The organism is Bradyrhizobium sp. CCBAU 45394 (genome assembly GCF_028128655.1).
Lineage (GTDB): Bacteria > Pseudomonadota > Alphaproteobacteria > Rhizobiales > Xanthobacteraceae > Bradyrhizobium > Bradyrhizobium diazoefficiens.
This window is the reverse complement of sequence record NZ_LBIX01000001.1, coordinates 119,448-138,674: the sequence shown is the minus strand read 5'-3', so window position 1 is coordinate 138,674 and position 19,227 is coordinate 119,448. Positions and strand designations below refer to the sequence as shown.

The following is a 19,227-nucleotide window of genomic DNA, read 5'->3' as shown; positions in this document are numbered from 1 at the left end:
CGACAAAGAGGCTCACGAAGCGTTAGGCAAATCCGGCGAGAGAAAGTTGGGGGTGGCGAGATATGTGCGCGCCGCCCTTTCCGTGTCGAGAGCTGACGAAGCGAGAGCGTCGAGCAACAGGTTCAAGTGATTTCAGGCAGGCGCGGCGAACGTCTGTGTGAAACGCGTTTAGGAGCAATGGATGGCCACCAAGGCAAAGACGCTGCAGGCGAAGGACAAGGAAAAAGACGACAAGGCAGCGGATGCTCCCGAGAAGGATTCCCAGGACGCGCCCTCGCCGTTGCTCGATCTGTCCGACGCGGCCGTGAAGAAGATGATCAAGCAGGCCAAGAAGCGCGGCTTCGTGACCTTCGATCAGCTCAATGAAGTGTTGCCGTCCGACCAGACCTCGCCCGAGCAGATCGAGGACATCATGTCCATGCTCTCGGACATGGGCATCAACGTCACCGAAGCCGACGATAGCGAAGGCGAGGAAGACAAGGACGAGGGCGGCGAGGACGAGACCGACAACGAACTCGTCGAGGTCACCCAGAAGGCCGTCACCGAGGTCAAGAAGAGCGAGCCGGGCGAGCGCACCGACGATCCCGTGCGCATGTATCTGCGCGAGATGGGCACCGTCGAGCTGCTCTCCCGCGAAGGCGAAATCGCGATCGCCAAGCGCATCGAGGCCGGCCGCGAGGCGATGATCGCAGGGCTGTGCGAAAGCCCGCTGAGCTTCCAGGCCATCATCATCTGGCGCGACGAGCTCAACGAAGGCAAGATCTTCCTTCGCGACATCATCGATCTCGAAGCGACCTATGCCGGCCCCGAAGCCAAGGGCGGCATGAACACCGCGATGATCGGCGGCCCCACCGGTGAGAACGGCGAAGCCACGGCCGAGGGCGGCGAAGCGGTTGCAGTGACCGGGGCTGCGCCCGCGCATGTCGCCCCGCCCGCCGCGCCGCCGGCGCCGACCCCGTTCCGCGCCGCGCCTGCCGCCGGCAACGGCGCCGAGGCCGAGAAGGATCCGGGCGAGGCCGCCGCCGAAGCCGACATGGACGAGGACGACGAGTTCGAGAACCAGATGTCGCTTGCGGCGATCGAGGCCGAGCTCAAGCCCAAGGTCGTCGAGATCTTCGACAAGATCGCCGAGAGCTACAAGAAGCTGCGCAAGCTTCAGGAGCAGGACATCCAGAACCAGCTCGAGAGCACCTCGCATGGGCCCTCGCTCTCGCCGCACCAGGAGCGCAAGTACCGCAAGCTCAAGGACGAGATCATCGTCGAGGTGAAGTCGCTGCGCCTCAACCAGGCGCGTATCGACAGTCTCGTCGAGCAGCTCTACGACATCAACAAGCGCCTCGTCTCGCATGAGGGCCGCCTGATGCGTCTCGCCGACAGCCACGGCGTCGCGCGCGAGGATTTCCTGCGCAACTACACCGGCTCGGAGCTCGATCCGCGCTGGCTCAACCGCGTCTCGAAGCTGTCGGCCAAGGGCTGGAAGAACTTCGTCCACCATGAGAAGGACCGCATCAAGGACCTCCGCCACGAGGTGCATCAGCTCGCTGCGCTCACCGGCCTGGAGATCGTCGAGTTCCGCAAGATCGTGCACTCCGTGCAGAAGGGCGAGCGCGAAGCCCGCCAGGCCAAGAAGGAGATGGTGGAAGCCAACCTCCGTCTCGTGATCTCGATCGCGAAGAAGTACACCAACCGCGGCCTGCAGTTCCTCGACCTGATCCAGGAAGGCAACATCGGCCTGATGAAGGCCGTCGACAAGTTCGAGTATCGCCGCGGCTACAAGTTCTCGACCTACGCCACGTGGTGGATCCGGCAGGCGATCACCCGCTCGATCGCCGACCAGGCGCGCACCATCCGCATCCCCGTGCACATGATCGAGACGATCAACAAGATCGTGCGCACGAGCCGCCAGATGCTCAACGAGATCGGCCGCGAGCCGACCCCTGAAGAGCTCGCCGAGAAGCTCGGCATGCCCTTGGAGAAGGTCCGCAAGGTCCTCAAGATCGCCAAGGAGCCGTTGTCGCTCGAAACCCCCGTCGGTGACGAGGAGGATTCGCATCTCGGCGATTTCATCGAGGACAAGAACGCGATCTTGCCGATCGACGCCGCGATCCAGTCGAACCTGCGCGAGACCACCACGCGCGTGCTCGCCTCGCTCACTCCGCGCGAAGAGCGCGTGCTGCGCATGCGCTTCGGCATCGGCATGAACACCGACCACACGCTGGAAGAAGTCGGCCAGCAGTTCTCGGTGACCCGCGAGCGTATTCGCCAGATCGAGGCCAAGGCGCTGCGCAAGCTGAAGCATCCGTCGAGGAGCCGGAAGCTGCGGAGCTTCCTGGATAACTAATTCGGATTCTCATGCCCGGGCCTGACCCGGGCATCCAGACGAAAACGGCGGGCCGAAAGCCCGCCGTTTTTCGTTTGTGCTGACGCGTCGCGTGTCGCGCTCGAAGTCCTACTTCTTCTTCACCCCCACCCGCTCGATCTCCTTGATCGCCAGCGGCGGGCGGCCGGATTTTTCGGCGATCTCGCGGTCCTGCTCCATGATGAAGCCGCGGGCGGGCTCGTCGCCCTCGAGGCCCCCGAGCAATTCCGCGGGGACGCGGCGGTTGGAGCGTTGGGAGCCGTCCTCATAGACGACGTTGAAGAAGGCAAACTCGCCTTTGGGATTGGTCCCGGGTTTCTTGGCCATGGCGGCTTGTCGTCGATAAGGGCGTCATAGTCAAATGGCTTTGGGGGTTGTCAGCATGGAGCCGCGGCCTGCGGAGGTCTCCGTGCCATCGATCGGCGAAATCTGATTTCAAGAAATGGATGCGCCCGGCGCTTCGTAAGGTCCGTTGCGGCCCTTCCTCAATAAACGGCGGGCCGAAAAGCCCGCCGTTTATTTTGGGTCTTCAGTGTCGCCCGGGGCTGGCGGGGCGACAACCTAGGATAGAATAATATAACTCGCGCCATGCCGTGGCAAGATAAATCGCCGCAGCGTTGGTGTCGCAGTGAGCGCATCAGATATGCGTCGATCGCGATCTCTGGTTTCGATGCGCGCCGAAACAATTGCTTGGACTATAAAATCACTTTGTTCATCTTGTCCGCTCTCGCGATGCAGCGAGAGTTACGCGCTTGTAGCGAGGCGCGTCGGGCTGCACGTGTTCCCGTTTGCGTGCCGACAATGTGATCCGGTGCGGACGAGTTCCATCTTCGCGGTGCACATCTCAATGCGTGCGCCTGCGCTGCGCCAGTTCCTGGACGGCGAGCGGCGATTGGTGTCCGCCGCCGCGCCCGCTATCATCCTCCTTACGTCCCTGCGCCATGATCGCGCTGCCCATCGCGGCGGAACCGAAGGTGATGAGGAACGAAGCGAGCAGCAGAACAAGCGCAACGCCGCCTGCGCGGTCGGCGAGGATCAGCTCGCGCAGATGCCCGGGGTTGAGCCAGAGCAGGCCGCCGACGAGAAGCGCCGCGGCGCAGGCGCCGATCGCGAGGTTGATGGCGAGCAGGCGGAACAGCGGGATGCGCAGCAGGGCGGGGCGGGTTGGTTTAGGTTGCTGATTGTTGGGCATGGCGGTTCGCCTCCTACAGAAGCGCAGAAATTATAGCGACAAGTCCGCCATCCGTCATGCCGGGGCGCGCAAAGCGCGAACTATGACGCGCAATTGCGCATCTGAGAATCCATTCATCCACCAACGCTGCCGCTCGATGGATTCCGGGTTCGCGCTGGCGCGCGCCCCGGAATGACGAGAGGGGAGCGTGGGCGCGATCGTTCATCCCATGTCGCTTGCAGCACTATGTTGAGGCGCATCAAACTCCGGCGCACGTCCTCACGGCGCCACCAGCTCCACCCGCCGGTTCAGCGCGCGGCCGGCGTCCGTCGCGTTCGAGCCGACTGGCGCGAGCAGGCCGACGCCGGCGGTGCGCAGTCTCGCCTGCGCGATGCGGAAGCTCTTCGCGAGTTCGGCGGCGACCGCTTCGGCGCGGCGTTTCGACAGGTCGAGATTGTACTCGTAGGCGCCCTGGCTGTCGGTGTGGCCGACGATGAAGACGTTGAGCTGCGGCTGGCTGGTCAGGAGCTTTGCGATCTGCTCCAGCGTCGGGCGGCTCTCCGGCTTCAGCACGGCCTTGTCGGTGTCGAAATAGATGCCGTAGAGCGCGATGTGGCCGGTCTCGCCCAGGCCCTTCGCCATCGCGGCGGCATCGACCATCTTGTTCGCGATGGCGCCGAGCTCGGCGACGGTGACCTGCGCATAGATCTCCTGGTTGTTCTGGCTGACGATGACGCTGGCATAGGTCTCGCGCCCGCCTTCGCTCTTGCGGCCGGCAAAGTAGCGGTAGTTGAAGCCGTCGACCCACATCTGCGGGATCGGCAGCGTGTCGATGTTTTCCGTGAAGGGAATGGCGCCGCAGGCGTCGGTGTCGCAGGAGAGCAGGGTCTCGAAGCCGGCTTTCGCGAGCTGCGTCTCGAAATTGCGCGACACTTCCAGGATCGAGGGACCGGGATTGGTGCGATAGGCGATGCGGACAACGCGGCCCTCGAGCCGCCGCGCATCGGTCGGCTGGCCGTCCTTGAAGGCGGCCGCCTGCATCCGAGCGGCGTCAAAATCCTTCACCACATAGCCGGTGATGACGCTGCCGGCGAACCGGCCGATGCCGGGATAGTCGCGGCTGCCGGCGACGTCGCGCGTCTGCGCGGTCGCGGTGGTGTCGGCGAGAAGGCAGAGCAGGGCGGCAAGGACGAGCGATCCGGGGATGTTTCGCGGCGCGGGCATCGGCACTCTCTATCGGTTGAGGAGGGGGCGCAGACGTTAGTCGCCTGCACCATACCGCCGGTTCTCACCGGCGGCCCATTCCCTTGCCGATTGTCCGGAAAGCCGCCGCCCGTTTCAAGCCGCCGGTGCAATCCGGCTGCCGGCCTCGGGCGCCTGCGCCGCCTGCTGGCGTTCCATCATGGTCTGCCACAGCGTTGCGATGCTGGTCTGGGTCTGCGGCGCGATCAGGCAATGGCCCTCATTGTCGAAGCCGCAGAACCGCACCGACGGGTCTTTCCTCACCTCGGTCAGCGCCTCGTTGAGCATCTCCAGGCAGGTCATGACCTGGCCGACGTCCTGCAGGCGGGTGTGATGCAGGATGTCCATCAGGCGGAACGTCATCACTGCGGGCTGGCCGATGCTGATGCCGGGACGGCCGAGCTCGAACAGCACGTTCACGGCGGGAAACACGCCGCGGACATGCTCAAGCACGCCGGCCATGTCCTCCACGCTGCAGGCGACGAGATGGGCGGCCTGCGGCGGCGCGGCCGCAGGCGTCCGCGGTGCAAGGCCGAGCGAGGTGATCACCTCCTGCTCGATCCATTGCCGCACCAAGGCGGGCGCATTGCGGATCTGCTCGGCGGTCAAGGTAATTCCGGTCATAGGCTAGTCTCCTGGGAGGCTCTCGTGTTTCGCTCAATCTAGAAAGCGGGGCGTGAGACACGTTGATGCGGATCAAGCGCGCCGCTTTGACGGTTGCCGCTTTCCCGGGCATGATCGCGCGCTGCTTCGCACTGGGATTTTGGGGGATCGCTCGACATGCTGAGATACGCTCTGGCCGCCGCTTGCTTCGTTGGTCTGGCCGGCGGCCCGGCCGAGGCCGCGCGCTGCGGCGGCGACTTCAACGGCTTCGTCGCCAGCATGGCCTCGGAAGCGCAAGGAGCCGGCGTCTCGGCGAGCGTGACCAGTGCGGCGTTCAGCGGCATCACCCAGGACGGCGCCGTGCTCGCCTTCGACCGGCGCCAGCGCTACACCTTCAACAAGAGCTTTGAGCAGTATGTTTCGACCCGCGTCGGGCCGGGCCGCATCAATGGCGGCAAGGCGCTGTTGCAGCGTCACGCCGCGCTGCTCTCGCGCATCGAACAGCAGTTCGGCGTACCCCGCTATATCCTGGTTGCGATCTGGGGGCTCGAGAGCGATTTTGGCAAGGGCGACATCGGCAAGCTGCCGGTGATCCGCACGTTGGCGACGCTCGCGCATGACTGCCGCCGCACCGATCTGTTCCAGGGCGAGCTGCTCGCCGCCCTCAAGATCGTGCAGCGCGGCGACCTGCCGCTGCGCGACCTGATCGGCGCCTATGCCGGCGAGATCGGCCAAACCCAGTTCCTGCCGTCGTCCTACATCAAGTACGGCGTCGATTTCGACGGCGACGGTCACGTCGACCTGCGCCACAGCGTGCCCGACGTGCTCGCCTCGACCGCGAACCTGCTCCACACCAGCGGCTTCAAGATGGGCCAGCCCTACGGCGAAGGCACCGCCAATTTCGAGGCGATGCGGGAGTGGAACAGGGCGGTGATCTATCGCAAGACGATCGGCTATTTTGCCGATCGGCTGGCGGGGCAGTGAGGGTGGGAGACGGCTGCGAGGGCACCCCCCATCGTCGTCCTGGCGAAAGCCAGGACCCATTACCTCAGGGAGTAATTGTTACGACGGCTCTCAGCCACTTGCATTGGCTGAGTAACTGCCCGCCTTCGCCAAACTGAGTTCGGTGGCTATGGGTCCTGGCTTTCGCCAGGACGACAACGGTGGGTGCGGAGGGCGGCGTCGCATCACACTCACTTCGTCCCCTTCGCCATCTTCTCCAGCCTCCGCTGCAACGGCGCCCAGTACGTCCCCGGGCGGAAGCGCTGCAGCAGGTCCATGAAGCGGGCGTCGTTGCCGATCAGGATGCGGGGCTCGTTCCTCTCGATGCCCTTGATGATGCGCAGAGCGGCGTCCTTTGGTGTCGTCTTTGCCGCGTTCTCGAACCGCTCGATCATTTGCGAGCGGCGGGCATTGTCGGTGACGCCGACCCCGGTGCGCGAGCTCCGCGCGATTGCGGTGGCGACGCCGCCGGGATGCACGACCGACAGCTTCACCGGGCTTCCGGCGACCGCGAGCTCGTGCCGGACGCTCTCGGAAAAACCGCGCACGGCGAATTTGGCCGCGGCATAGGCCGATTGTCCCGGCGGGGCGATGATGCCGAAAACCGACGAGACGTTGACGATATGCGCCGCTTCCATCGTCTTCAGGTGCGGCAGAAAGGCGCGCGTGCCGTGCACCACGCCCCAGAAATTGATGTCGAACAGCCACTCCATCTGCGCCTGGTCGATCTCCTCGAAGGTGCCCAGCAGCGCCACGCCGGCATTGTTGACGAGGATGCCGAGCGACGGATGCGCCGCTGTCGCTTCGCTTGCGAACTGCGCGATGTCGCCGGGCTCGCTGACGTCGACGCGATGCACGGTGACCTTGCGTGCCTTCTCGCTTCCTTCGCCGATCTCGGCGGCGAGCGCCTTCAGCCCGGCCTCGTCGCGATCGGCGAGCGCAAGGTCGCAGCCGCGCTGGGCGAGTTCGATGGCGAGTGCGCGGCCAATGCCGCTTGCAGCTCCCGTGATGGCGGCGGCGCCGCGAATCGCAGTCATGGATCCCCCTCAAGCTCCGATTTTGGAACTATGATTTACATTTTTTCAGAATGGAACCGAACCGTATTCGAGTTGGCTCCTTAACGTAAGTTACTTGGACGAAGACAGGCAGCATTGGGAGTCGCCGATGGGACAATCGAGACCATTTCCTGCAACGGCACTCGTCGTTGAAGACGACCCCATGCAGAGGGAAATGCTCAGTCTCCTGCTGGAAGAGAGCGGCTATCAGGTCATCCAGTGCGAGAGCGCCGAAGCGGCCGAGCGCGTGCTCGAGAAGAGCGCAGGCGCGCTCTGCCTGATGGTGACCGACGTGCAGCTTGCCGGCCGCATGAACGGCGTCGAGCTCGCCCATGTCGCCAAGGGACGCAATCCCAAGCTCGACGTCGTCGTCACCTCCGGCCGCCCGTTGAACCAGCCCTTGCCCGACGGCGCCAAATTCTGGGCCAAGCCCTGGGCGCCGCTCGACGTGCTGCGCGAGGCCGAGATCGCGCAGGTGGTCTGACCGGGTCAGAACCGCTTTGTTTGTAGGGCTGGCCAGTTCTCACCTCGTCATCCTGAGGTGCAAGCCGCGCGGCGCAAAGCGTCGTGTGGCGAGCCTCGAAGGATGAACGGCCGAGATGCAGCCGGGCCATCACCCTTCGAGGCTCGCCGAAGAGGCGAGCACTTCAGGGTGACGGTGTTGGAATTGCCTTGTCTGTGGGGCAGGTCTGTTCGCACCCCGTCATCCTGACGGCTGATCCCGGGCGCCGCTTTCTTGCCATGAGGCGGGGTGGTAGGGTCTGCTCATGACCTGGTCCTTCCTGCTCACCTCGCTGATCGTCGTCGCCTCGCCCGGCACCGGCGTGCTTTACACGCTGGCCGCGGCATTGACGCGCGGCTCCCGCGCCAGCTTGGCTGCCGCCTTCGGCTGCACGCTCGGGATCGTGCCGCACATGGTTGCCGCCATGCTGGGACTTGCCGCCGTGCTCCACACCAGCGCGCTCGCCTTCGCCGCGCTGAAATGGTGCGGCGTTCTCTATCTGCTTTACATGTCCTGGCAGGCGCTGCGTGAGCGGGGTGCGCTGGCGGTGGAGGGCGAGATCAAGGAGCGGTCGAGCGGCCGGGTCATCGTCACCGGCTTCCTGATCAACATCCTCAATCCAAAACTGTCGATCTTCTTCCTCGCCTTCCTGCCGCAGTTCATCGCGGCGGACGAGGCCCATGTGCTGGCGCGAATGCTGGAATTGAGCGGCGCCTTCATGGCGATGACGTTTGCGGTGTTCGTCGTCTACGGCCTCTGCGCCGCATCCGTGCGCGAGCGCGTCATCTCCCGCCCCGCGGTGATGACCTGGCTGCGCCGCAGCTTTGCGGCGGGATTTGCCGCACTCGGCGCCAAGCTCGCGTTTGCCGAGCGGTAGCTTCTCCAGCCAATAAAAAAGCGGGCCACGCGCCCGCCATCTTCAAACTCTCTTAGCCTTACCCGACGCCCGGGCGGAGCGAGCTCCACCCGGGCAAAGAACATGCTGGCTACTTCTTCTTCGCGGCCTTCTTGGCCTTCTTCTTTGTCGCCTTCTTCGCCTTCTTCGCTTTCTTAGCCATAGTATCCTCTCAAGGGTTAATGGTGGAACGCGACACGAGGGATGCTCGGCGGAGGGCCAGCCTCGCAACATCCTCGACGACAAACTCAGCAGATTCGCAGGTCTCTGCCCCGCGCCGTCATATCTGTGTCATCACGTTATCCACAGCTCAGATGCGTTTTCGGGTGATTTTTGCCCGCGAATCCGCTCCGCGGCGGATCGCGATACGACCGCACGAGGCCGATGGCGACATGCCTAACGATCCGACAATCCGCGCGCCGTTCACGAATCCAAAACCAAAGGCGCGCTTTGAAGGATCGCAGTGAGACTCCGTTAAGTGCAACCCGCGCATTGTTCCCCGCAAGAAAACGGGGATGGGTTATGGACGGACGGCTACCAGTAATGGGGGGCGGGGCGCTGCACTTGCCGCACGCGCCATGCTGAACGTACCGACACTCTGGACGGTCTTCGTCGTCAACTTCCTGGCGCTCGGCCTGATCTGGGCCTACGTGACGCGTTCCTATCCGAAATTCGCGGCCGCACGGTTCTGGATGGCATCGGCCTTCGTCGGCGCGGCCGGCGCGATGGCGGCGCTGATCCGTCTGTTCGTCGCCTCTCCCGTGCCGCTTCTCATCGGGGCCACCGGTATCATTGCGGCGAGCTGCTTTGCCGCCATGGGCATTCAGCGCTTCTACGACCGGCCGGTCTCCTGGCGCGTCATGGCTGCGACGGGGATCATCAGCATCGGCAGTGTCGTCTTCTTCATGGTCGGCTTCGAGCACATGCAGCTGCGCATGCTCAGCTACACGATCGGCCAGGCCCTGCCGCTGGTGCTGTCGCTGCGTCTGTTGCTGTTGCCGCCTGAAGGGCACGTCAATCCTGGCGCCCGTCTGGCCGGCATCGTCATCATCACCATCATTGCGATCTTCCTTGCCCGTGCGGTGGGCAATCTGCTCGGCCACGATTTCTCGGCGGTCGCCGGCGGTCAGACCCACGCCGTCATGGTGCTGGGGCTCCTGTTCCTGTCGATGACGCTCAATTTCGGCTTCCTCCTGATGGCGATGGACCGGCTGCGTGGCGAGGTCGCCGACCTCGCGCTGCTCGACGATCTCACCGGCGTCGCCAACCGGCGCCATCTGTTGCAGCGACTGTCCGAGGAATGCGCCCGTTCGGAGCGCAGCGGCGAGCCGTTCTCGCTGCTGGTGATCGATCTCGACGGCTTCAAGACCATCAACGACACCCATGGCCATGCCGCAGGCGATGCCTGCCTCCAGCACTTCACCCTGATGGCGCAGACGCGGCTGCGGCCCGGCGACATGCTCGCCCGCACCGGCGGTGACGAGTTCTGCGTCGTGCTGCCGTCCTCTTCCTTGCGCGAGGCGGCCGCAATCGCCCGCCGTGTGCTCGAGGTCTGCCGTCGGGACGCTGCGGCCTGCAACGGCAACGACATCCCGATCGCGATCTCGATCGGCGCGGCGCAATGGGATCCCGGCATCGGCCAATTCCCGGACCGCCTGATCGCGCATGCCGATCACGCCCTCTATGCCGCCAAGAAGAACGGCAAGAACGATTTTGCCGTCTACGATCCGGCACCGCCGCTCTCGCCCGAGCCGAACGGCATGGGCGAAGCCGCGCACAATTTCGCCTGACGGCGTGCTAGGCTCGGGTCCGCATTGGACCCTTTGTGATGATGTCTCGCCTGCTCGCGGCCATTCTCGCCGCCCTCCTGATCGCACCCGCCGCCGCAACCGACGCTGAACTCGCAAAGCTCGCGCGCGCCTCCGGCACGCCCGACATTCCCGGCCTGAAGATCGTCTGGCTCGCGCCGTGGGGCGACGTCCGCAGCGCCCATTCCTGGCGCAACATCATCGTGCACCAGACCGAGGGGCCGGCGGGCTCGGCCCGCGGCGGCGCGGCGGAGCAGTCGAAGAACCCGACGCGGCGCGGCGTCACGGTCTGGGTCGAGACCGACGGCACGGTCTATTGGGCGGTCGCGGAAAACCTGGTGCCGACCCATGGCGACGGCGCCAACCGCAACGACAACAAGTACATCGACAACAGACCGACCTATCGCCAGGTGGTGCGCGACAATTCGATCGGCGTCGAGTTCGCCGGCAATTATCCCGATGTTGCGGCCGGTCCCACCGAGGCCCAGGTCGCGGCGTGGAAGATCCTCGTCCAGGTGCTGCGTGCGCGCTACGACATCCCGCTCGACCGCGTCTATGCGCACAACTGGATCGACTACAAGGACGCGCGCTATTGCGAAGGCTGCTGGCTCGCGACGCTGGCGAGGACATGGGGGGAGTAGCGCGCGTGTCATTCCGGGTTCGCGCTACGCGCGCCCCGGAATGACGGGAGGGGCTACACCGGCTGCGCCATCCAGCCGAACAGCCGCCGGATCAAGCCTGGCCGCCGCGGCACTTCCGGCGGCTCGTCCGCTGCGAGCACGCGTTTGAAGAAGTAGTCCAGGAACACCATGTCGTTCGGCTCGGTGACGGTGAATGTCTCGTCGCCGAAGTACACGCTGTAGTTAAAGAAGAACGGACCCATGATCGGGATCGTCGCGGTCGAGGCGTAGTCCTTGGAGATCACGAACTCCGCGGGATCGAGCCCGTGGTCCCGCATCGCCTGCTCGACCAGCGGCAGCTTGCGCATGAACTGGGCGGAGAAGCCGCCGACGGTGGATTGCAAAATGATCGACACGGCGCGTGTCCGTTCTCTGGATGTGGCCCGTCAAGAGTGTGTCGGGCGACCCGTCACGGGCGTTCAAGGTGCCTCGCCGGCATCGCTGCGAAATATGCCGCAGCTCACACCCAACAAAAAAGCCGGCGTTGCCGCCGGCTTTTCCGTCTCTTTCGATCCGCCAATCTCTTGCGCCAGCGAAGCTCCGCTTAATGCGCGGCTTCCAGCGCGGCCTGTTCTGCCCTTGCGATCGTGCCCTTGACCGCGGACTGCACCTTCTCGAAGGCGCGGACCTCGATCTGGCGGACGCGCTCGCGCGACACGCCGAACTCGGCAGCAAGGTCTTCCAGCGTCATCGGCTCATCGGCGAGGCGGCGGGCCTCGAAGATGCGGCGTTCGCGCGGGTTGAGCACGCCCATGGCGCCGTTCAGCGCGTCACGGCGGTGATCGTACTCCTCGTGCTCCGCCATCATGGCTTCCTGGTTGGGCGTATTGTCGACCAGCCAGTCCTGCCATTCGCCGGCTTCGCCGTCGTCGCGGATCGGCGCGTTGAGCGACGCGTCGCCACCGAGGCGGCGGTTCATGTCGATCACGTCCTGGTCCGTCACGCCCAGCCGCTTGGCAATGGTCGCAACCTGGTCGGGGCGGAGATCGCCCTCGTCCAGCGCGTTGATCTTGCTCTTCGCCTTGCGCAGGTTGAAGAACAGCTTCTTCTGGTTCGCGGTGGTGCCCATCTTCACGAGCGACCAGGAACGCAGGATGTACTCTTGAATTGACGCCTTGATCCACCACATCGCGTAGGTGGCGAGACGGAACCCCTTCTCGGGTTCGAAACGCTTCACCGCCTGCATCAGGCCGACATTGCCTTCCGAGACGACCTCGGAGATCGGCAGGCCGTAGCCGCGATAGCCCATGGCGATCTTGGCCACGAGGCGGAGATGGCTGGTGACGAGTTGGTGCGCCGCGTCGCGATCGTCATGCTCCCGCCAGCGCTTGGCGAGCATGTATTCCTGCTGGGGTTCCAGCATCGGGAACTTGCGGATCTCGGCGAGGTAGCGAGAAAGGCCGGATTCTCCATTGAGGACCGGCAGAGCAGCGGTACGGGCCATAGTTGAGCCCTCCAAAGGTTCAGGCCCCCGATAGCGGCGGGCCAGGCAGACGACCGCTGTGTTAAAGCCGGCCGTAGCTGCGATGTTCCGCGTTGGTCATTTCCAACGCAGGCGCAATATACCCCATGGGGGGTCAAAAAGGGAAGGATTGCTGACGTCACGTCCCCGTGTGGCAGCTATAACTTTTTGTAATGTAACGCTTTTCCTAACGGGCCTGCGTCATAGCGCCGCTTTCAGGGCGCTCCTGAGGAGAAGCAAATCCTCCGGCAGTGGCGCCTCCCAGTGGAGTAATTCTCCCGTCCTCGGGTGCTCCAATACCAGCAGATAGGCATGCAGGGCCTGCCGCCTGAGCGCCGCTAAAGCGGCCTGCGACTCTGGCGCCAGCTGGTTCGCCTTTGTCTTGAAGTGTGGGCCATAGACCGCATCGCCCATCAGCGGATGGCCGATATGGGCGAGGTGGACCCGGATCTGGTGCGTGCGCCCGGTCTCGAGCTCGCAGGCGAGCAGCGCCGCGATCGGCTTGCCGTCGCGCCCCGGAAAACTCTCCAGGATCTCCCAATGCGTCACTGCCTCGCGGCCGCCCTGGCGCACCGCCATCTTCTCCCGCGCATACGGATGGCGGTCGATCGGCGCATCGACGGTGCCGCGATGCCGGCCCGGCACCCCCCAGGCGAACGCCATATAGCCGCGCCGCATCGCCCCGGTGCGGCCGTGGTCGGCGAACTGTGCCGACAGCGAGGCGTGGGCGAGGTCGTTCTTGGCGACCACCATCAGTCCCGTCGTGTCCTTGTCCAGCCGGTGCACGATGCCGGGCCGGCGTACCCCGCCGATCCCCGACAGCGTCGAGCCGCAATGGGCGATCAGCGCGTTCACCAGGGTCCCGGTCTCGTGGCCGGCCGCGGGGTGCACGACCAGGCCCTTGGGCTTGTTGATGACGATGATGTCGTCGTCCTCGAACACGATATCGAGGGCGATCTCTTCGCCCTTCGGCTCGGCGGGCGCGGCCTCCGGCACGTCGATTATGATCGTATCGCCGTGACTGACGTGATAAGCGGGGTCGCGGACGGCGGAGGCCTTCAGGCTCACCGCCCCCGCCAGGATCAGGGCTTTCAGCCTCGATCGCGACAGGTCCGGCAGGCGCGCCGCCAGCACGCGGTCGAGCCGGGCCGAGCCCTCGTCGCCGGCGACGACAACCTCCAACCTTTGCGCAGAGCCTGAGTTTTCCATGACGACGTCTGATACCGCTGTTCCCGAACCGACCCCCGAGCAGGCCGCGCTGTTCGCGCGGGTGCGGCGGATGATGCTGATCGCGGGGCTGACCACGGCGCTGGCGATCTGCGCCGTTCTGATCGCGGTGGGCTACCGCCTTTTCAAGTCGGAGGGAAGGGCGCCCGAGATCGCGGGCGACGTCACTGCCACCCTGCCGAAGGGCGCCAGGATCGTCTCGACCGGGGTCGCCGGCGATCGCCTCGTGATCACGCTGGATGTCGGCGGGGTCACCGAGATCCGCACCTTCGACGCCCACACCCTGAAGCCGGCGGGAAAGCTCAAATTTGCCAACGAGCCGTAGCGCCGCCCCGGTTCGGGACCTGCTCAACCAGGCCATAGCCGGCAACAGCGGCGAGCAGATCCGCTCGACGTCGCCGTCCAAATCCGCATTTTCGGGCTCCGGCCTGTTCCGCCTGGAGCCGGCCGCCGGCGCCGCCGCGATCGAGAAATTGAAGAAGCCCTGAGTGTTCCCGGCCATGTGACGGGAGCGCGTGCGGCCGGGCGGTCCTTCGCGCCGTTAAGCCTGAGCCGCACTCGCCATGCATATCCGCCGATTTCGCCCCCGATCGAGGCTTGCCGCCGGCAAAATTCGCGGCTATGTCCTGTCCCTCACGCTCCCTTCGTCTAGCGGTTAGGACGCGGCCCTCTCAAGGCTGAAACAGGGGTTCGATTCCCCTAGGGAGCGCCAAATCCAAGATATTTCCCGACATTGTACGATGGCACTCCGGTTCGGGAGCGCCATGTTGCGCGATAGCTGATTGATCGCGCCGGCTGCATCAGCCGTGCTTGGCGCCTTGCGCCGTTTCGAAATGCCATATTGCGCCGCGGTCCTAGCGACGCAGCTTCGAGCACTTGCGTCGCCCGCCTCGAGGCGTCATCCCGACCACGAATCAAGCGGCGGGCGTCCCTGATTTCGACTATGATCAGGCGATGACGATCGGGATTACAGGACCCGAGCGGAAGGCACCAAGGCAAAGTGCCGTGGTCGGGCTGATTATTGCGGCCCTCGTCATTGCGATTGTCCTGACCCTGCTCGCGCTCGCCAGCGACTTCCTGGTCGACTGGCTTTGGTTTTCCGTGATCGGTTATCGCGAGGTTTTCTGGACAACAATCGGCGCCAAGGCCGTCGTCTTTCTTGCGGTCTGGACGGCAACTGCCGTCATCCTGTTGTTGAACGGATGGCTCGCACTGCACTTCGCCCGACGGCGGTCGACACAGCTTGCCGCCGCTTCCGTGTGGAGCGCCGCGGGCAACGCGCCGCCAGATCTGCTTGCGCTTGTGCGCGACCGACTGCGGTGGCCGCGGTTGATCGCAGCTGGTGCGGCTTCGCTCGCTCTGCTTGTCGCGGCGGCCGAAGCCGGCAACTGGGGCGTCTTCCTGCAGTTTGTCTATCAGGCGCCGTATGGGGCGGACGATCCGCTCTACAACAACGACATCGGCTTCTATCTCTTCTCGCTGCCCGCCTATATCCTGATCAAGAATTGGATGATGCTCGCGCTCGCGCTGAGCGCGCTGTTTGCCGCGGCGATCTACTTGGTGCACGGCGAGATCGAATACGACATTCATCGCCGATCAATGTCGTCGACGGTGATTGCCCACGGCTCGGCGCTGCTCGGTCTTCTGTTTGCGGTGAAGGCCTGGTCCTTTGGTCTCGATCGCTACCTGCTGCTCTATGGCGATAACGGCGTGGTTGTCGGTGCAAGTTACACCGATGTCCATGTGGGGCTGCCGGCCTTGTGGCTGATGATCGGACTTTCGGGCATCGCGGCGCTCGCCGCGTGGGCAAACGTGCGCGTGCGCACCTACCGGCTTCCTGCCGCCGCGTTCCTGCTTGTCGCGATCGGGTCTTTCGTGCTGTCCGGCTTGGTTCCCGTGCTGTTCCGGCAGTTCTTCGTCAGGCCAAGCGAACTGGAGCTGGAAAGGCCCTATATCGAACGCAACATCGCGCTCACCCGGCAGGCCTACAATCTCGATCAGATCGCGGCCAAGCCGTTCGCCGCCGAACAGAAGCTCAGCTTCAAGACGCTCGACGCCAACAAGGCGACCATCGACAATATCAGGCTGTGGGATTGGCAGCCCCTTGCGGACACCTACGCGCAGCTGCAGGAGATCCGCACCTACTACAAATTCCATCACCTTGACGTCGATCGCTACTGGCTCAATGGCTCCTACCAAAGCGTCATGATCTCGGCCCGCGAACTGCGACCTTCCTTGCTGCCGCCGAATGCCCAGACATGGGTCAACCACCACGTGCTGTTTACCCACGGCACCGGCGCAGTGATGAGCCCGGTCACTCGCAAGAGCAGCGAAGGGCTGCCATTCCTCTATTTGCGCGACATACCTCCTGTCGCGGACGGAGGCCCGCAGATCCGCGAACCGCGCATCTACTACGGCGAAGAGCACGACAGCTACGTCATCGTCAAAGGGAGCACGCCTGAGTTCGACTACCCGAAGGGCAAAGACAATGTCTACGCAGCCTATGACGGGACGGGCGGCGTTCCGATAGGAGCGGCGGTATGGAGAGGCCTGTTCGCTTACTACTTCAACGACCCGAACCTGCTGCTCTCGAGCTACATCACGGCGGACAGCCGGATCATGATCCGCCGCAACATCGGGGAAAGGGTGCGAACGATCGCTCCGTTCCTCAGGCTCGATCACGATCCTTATCTGGTCATCAGCAATGGGCGGATGTTCTGGATGCAGGACGCCTACACGGTGAGTTCCTACTTCCCCTCCGCGCAGCCGGCGCAAGACCAGGATCTCAACTACATTCGCAATTCAGTGAAGGTCATCGTCGATGCCTATAACGGCACCGTCGACTTTTATCTGATGGACACCGGCGATCCGGTTGCCGCGACCTGGCGGCGCATCTTTCCGAACCTCTTCAAGCCATTCTCGGTCATGCCGGCGGATCTGCAGAGGCACATCCGCTATCCGGAGGATCTGTTCCTGATTCAGGCGCAGCTCTATCAGAGCTATCACATGGAGGCCGCCGACGTTTTCTACAACCGCGAGGATCTCTGGCAGTTCCCGCGCCAGCCGGGCGGCGGCGGCGTTGCAACGATGGCCCCATATTACATCATCATGCGGCTGCCCGGTGAGTCGCAGGCTGAGTTCTTCCTCATGCTTCCCATGGTGCCGAGCCGCCGCGACAACATGATCGCCTGGCTCGCCGCACGCTGCGACGCGCCCGACTACGGCAAGCTGATTGTCTACGAATTTCCCAAGGAGAAGCTCGTCTACGGGCCGTTCCAGATCGAAGCGCGGATCAACCAGAGTACCGAGATATCGCAACAGATCACGCTGTGGAATCAGATGGGCTCGCGGGTGATACGCGGCGCGAACCTGCTTGTGATCCCGATCGAGAACTCGATCCTCTATGTCACGCCGCTCTATTTGCGAGCGGAGCACGGGCACCTGCCGGAGCTGAAACGCGTGATCGCAGCCTATGGCGAGCATGTGGTGATGAAGGAGACGCTCGATGAGGCCTTGTCGGCTCTGTTCACCGAGCCTGGCGCGGTGCGGCCGGTCTCGAGCACGATGGAGGAAATGCCCGTCACACGCCCATCGGCAAGTCAGGCACGGGAGGCGCTCGACCGCTACAATCAGGCCGTTGAACGATTGAGGTCCGGCGACTGGAAAGGCTTTGGCACGCAGTTCGACGCCATGCGCGAGCTCCTGGAGGACATGAACCGACACTCCGCCGACCGCTAGGGCCTCGACTTTTCAGTTTAGCCCGTTCACGCCGACGCAAAGTCAAGCGCTTCGGGCCGCTGCTCTCGCGCCGCGCGATGGTTGCATGACAAACGCCTGACTCCGGCCCAGCTCGACGTCTGGCGATCGCGAGAGCAACTCGGGCCTCAATTCAATGATGCGCCGAAACACTCCTGACGGTCTCGGTCAGCAGATCATTTGAGGCGGAGCGGCTGAGATCGCCCAGGCTGATGATGCCGACCATCCGCTTGCTCTTGTTGATCACGGGCAGCCTGCGGACCTGCAGTTTCTCCATATGATGCATCGCCTTTGCGAGGTCGTCGTCCTCCCGGCAGCAATGAATACCCTCAGTCATCACATCGCGGGCCGTTGCGCGGCGAGCATCAAAGGTGTGGCTCGCGAGCCCTTTGCAGACGATATCGCGGTCGGTCACCATCCCGACCAGCTTGTCGTCCTCGCCAATCGGAATGCAGCCGATGTCATGCGCCCGCATCAATTTGGCAATCTCGGCGATGGGGGTGTCGGGGCTGACCCAGTCGACACCCTTGTGCATCACGTCTTTGACTTTCATGGCGAGCCTCCGTTGTTGCAGCAGCGCCCCCATTCGTTTGAACTGTACAACCGATCGGGTGCGAGGTCACAGGAGAAAGCATCATTACTTCGCGATCTGACCAGACAAGCGCCGACGCTGTCGCCGTCGCTTTCCTGAACAGTTTGACGGCGACGTCGCGGCCGAGGTTCCCGCCCAAGATTGGGCAGTGCGCAAATCCTCAGTCGTGCGCGCTGAAGCGCCCGTGCAGTGCGTTGGCCGTCAGGCGTGCAAACTGCGCGTGACCCATATGAAGCAGCGTCTCGTGGTCGCCGGCTTCCATATAGATGTCGGGCTGCGCCTCGATGCTGTCGTCGACGATAGTATCCAGCCCGTAGCACTTGCCGACGGCGGGAACTGCACCGTGCGCACAATCGCGGAACAGCTCACCGATCTCGGTTTCTTGTGCCATGTGGACATTTCCGCCGAGTATCGTCTTCAGTTCCGACGGGCGGAGGTGATGCGATGCGGGCAAGATGGCCAGCATATATTCGCCGTCGCGCCGCAGCACGACGCCTTTGGCGAGGCGATCGCCCGGGATATGGCATGCCTCGGCCGTGCGAGTGGACGTCATGCTGAGTTCGTGCGGGACCACTTCGTATTGGATGTTCTCAGCGGCGAGGTACTTCTGGAGTGTGGGAGCAATGGCCATGATGTGACCTCCGGCGCAAAATGCACGCCATCCACCGTGAGGTCTCTCCCCTGCAGACTCTCGCCGTACGATGGGCGGCTGCTTGGTTGGAGACTCAACATAGGCCTTCAATCCGCAAGCTGCAATTCGTTGTCGTTGACCAATCTGACGCACGGTCGGCAGTCGGAAGCGCGCGCGTTGCGCTTGTTTTCCCGAACGGGCTCGGGATCACATGAGGCAAGACCGTATAAATTACATAGCAA

General features: G+C 64.0%; 19 protein-coding genes and 1 tRNA gene. 10 read left to right on the top strand and 10 right to left on the bottom strand.

Features of this window, described 5'->3' with window-relative positions; genetic code table 11:
- Positions 1–181: 181 nt before the first annotated feature.
- The gene (rpoD, locus tag WN73_RS00630) at positions 182–2,341 is read left to right on the top strand and encodes an RNA polymerase sigma factor RpoD (RefSeq protein ID WP_011090084.1); all 2,160 of its coding nucleotides are present in this window, start codon (positions 182–184) and stop codon (positions 2,339–2,341) included.
- Positions 2,342–2,449: 108 nt separating this feature from the next.
- On the opposite strand, the gene WN73_RS00625 is transcribed toward rpoD, so the two are convergent.
- The 4 genes from WN73_RS00625 to WN73_RS00610 form a co-directional block, all read right to left on the bottom strand.
- Entirely contained in the window at positions 2,450–2,686 is a 237-nt protein-coding gene (locus WN73_RS00625; RefSeq protein ID WP_011090083.1) for a hypothetical protein, read from the bottom strand.
- A gap of 517 nt (positions 2,687–3,203) precedes the next feature.
- A complete protein-coding gene (locus tag WN73_RS00620) occupies positions 3,204–3,551 on the bottom strand; it encodes a hypothetical protein (protein WP_028172863.1) in 348 nt (115 codons plus the stop codon).
- A 258-nt stretch (positions 3,552–3,809) separates the two neighbouring features.
- Positions 3,810–4,754 (bottom strand): OmpA family protein, encoded by a 945-nt coding sequence (locus tag WN73_RS00615; RefSeq protein ID WP_028172864.1) that lies wholly within the window; start codon positions 4,752–4,754, stop codon positions 3,810–3,812.
- 114 nt (positions 4,755–4,868) lie between these two features.
- Entirely contained in the window at positions 4,869–5,396 is a 528-nt protein-coding gene (locus WN73_RS00610; RefSeq protein ID WP_028172865.1) for a hypothetical protein, read from the bottom strand.
- A 156-nt stretch (positions 5,397–5,552) separates the two neighbouring features.
- On the opposite strand from WN73_RS00610, the gene WN73_RS00605 reads away from it, so the two are divergent.
- A complete protein-coding gene (locus WN73_RS00605; RefSeq protein ID WP_028172866.1) occupies positions 5,553–6,359 on the top strand; it encodes a lytic murein transglycosylase in 807 nt (268 codons plus the stop codon).
- Between the two features lie 209 nt (positions 6,360–6,568).
- On the opposite strand, the gene WN73_RS00600 is transcribed toward WN73_RS00605, so the two are convergent.
- Positions 6,569–7,414, bottom strand: coding sequence for an SDR family NAD(P)-dependent oxidoreductase (locus tag WN73_RS00600; protein WP_028172867.1), 846 nt, complete (start codon positions 7,412–7,414; stop codon positions 6,569–6,571).
- Positions 7,415–7,541: 127 nt separating this feature from the next.
- On the opposite strand from WN73_RS00600, the gene WN73_RS00595 reads away from it, so the two are divergent.
- From WN73_RS00595 to WN73_RS00580, 4 genes are all read left to right on the top strand, one after another.
- Positions 7,542–7,916 (top strand): response regulator, encoded by a 375-nt coding sequence (locus tag WN73_RS00595; protein ID WP_011090077.1) that lies wholly within the window; start codon positions 7,542–7,544, stop codon positions 7,914–7,916.
- Positions 7,917–8,199: 283 nt separating this feature from the next.
- Positions 8,200–8,811, top strand: a complete 612-nt coding sequence (locus WN73_RS00590) for a LysE family translocator (RefSeq protein WP_011090076.1) — start codon at positions 8,200–8,202, stop codon at positions 8,809–8,811.
- Positions 8,812–9,407: 596 nt separating this feature from the next.
- The gene (locus WN73_RS00585; protein ID WP_028172868.1) at positions 9,408–10,619 is read left to right on the top strand and encodes a GGDEF domain-containing protein; all 1,212 of its coding nucleotides are present in this window, start codon (positions 9,408–9,410) and stop codon (positions 10,617–10,619) included.
- A gap of 35 nt (positions 10,620–10,654) precedes the next feature.
- Positions 10,655–11,278 (top strand): peptidoglycan recognition protein family protein, encoded by a 624-nt coding sequence (locus WN73_RS00580; RefSeq protein ID WP_028172869.1) that lies wholly within the window; start codon positions 10,655–10,657, stop codon positions 11,276–11,278.
- 53 nt (positions 11,279–11,331) lie between these two features.
- Here the strand turns inward: WN73_RS00580 and WN73_RS00575 are convergent, their stop codons facing one another.
- From WN73_RS00575 to WN73_RS00565, 3 genes are all read right to left on the bottom strand, one after another.
- Entirely contained in the window at positions 11,332–11,673 is a 342-nt protein-coding gene (locus WN73_RS00575) for a hypothetical protein (protein WP_028172870.1), read from the bottom strand.
- Between the two features lie 188 nt (positions 11,674–11,861).
- Positions 11,862–12,761, bottom strand: a complete 900-nt coding sequence (gene rpoH / locus WN73_RS00570; RefSeq protein ID WP_011090072.1) for an RNA polymerase sigma factor RpoH — start codon at positions 12,759–12,761, stop codon at positions 11,862–11,864.
- A 219-nt stretch (positions 12,762–12,980) separates the two neighbouring features.
- A complete protein-coding gene (locus WN73_RS00565) occupies positions 12,981–13,988 on the bottom strand; it encodes an RluA family pseudouridine synthase (protein WP_028172871.1) in 1,008 nt (335 codons plus the stop codon).
- Between WN73_RS00565 and WN73_RS00560 the strand changes: the two genes are divergently transcribed.
- The 4 genes from WN73_RS00560 to WN73_RS00545 all read left to right on the top strand — a co-directional run bounded on the left by WN73_RS00560 (position 13,987) and on the right by WN73_RS00545 (position 17,744).
- Positions 13,987–14,331, top strand: a complete 345-nt coding sequence (locus tag WN73_RS00560) for a hypothetical protein (RefSeq protein WP_011090070.1) — start codon at positions 13,987–13,989, stop codon at positions 14,329–14,331. The genes WN73_RS00565 and WN73_RS00560 overlap by 2 nt on opposite strands.
- Positions 14,315–14,494, top strand: coding sequence for a hypothetical protein (locus tag WN73_RS00555; RefSeq protein WP_028172872.1), 180 nt, complete (start codon positions 14,315–14,317; stop codon positions 14,492–14,494). The genes WN73_RS00560 and WN73_RS00555 overlap by 17 nt, the downstream gene beginning before the upstream one ends.
- A 149-nt stretch (positions 14,495–14,643) precedes the next feature.
- Positions 14,644–14,718 (top strand) — tRNA-Glu (locus WN73_RS00550).
- Between the two features lie 242 nt (positions 14,719–14,960).
- Complete coding sequence (locus tag WN73_RS00545; protein ID WP_011090068.1) at positions 14,961–17,744, top strand: UPF0182 family membrane protein; 2,784 nt, start codon at positions 14,961–14,963, stop codon at positions 17,742–17,744.
- Positions 17,745–17,895: 151 nt separating this feature from the next.
- On the opposite strand, the gene WN73_RS00540 is transcribed toward WN73_RS00545, so the two are convergent.
- Together WN73_RS00540 and WN73_RS00535 are read right to left on the bottom strand one after the other, a co-directional pair.
- Positions 17,896–18,315 carry a CBS domain-containing protein gene (locus WN73_RS00540; protein WP_028172874.1) on the bottom strand — a complete coding sequence of 140 codons (420 nt, stop codon included), beginning with the start codon at positions 18,313–18,315 and terminating at the stop codon, positions 17,896–17,898.
- 199 nt (positions 18,316–18,514) lie between these two features.
- On the bottom strand, positions 18,515–18,985 hold the full coding sequence (locus tag WN73_RS00535; protein WP_028172875.1) for an aminoacyl-tRNA deacylase: 471 nt from the start codon (positions 18,983–18,985) through the stop codon (positions 18,515–18,517).
- Positions 18,986–19,227 lie beyond the last annotated feature (242 nt).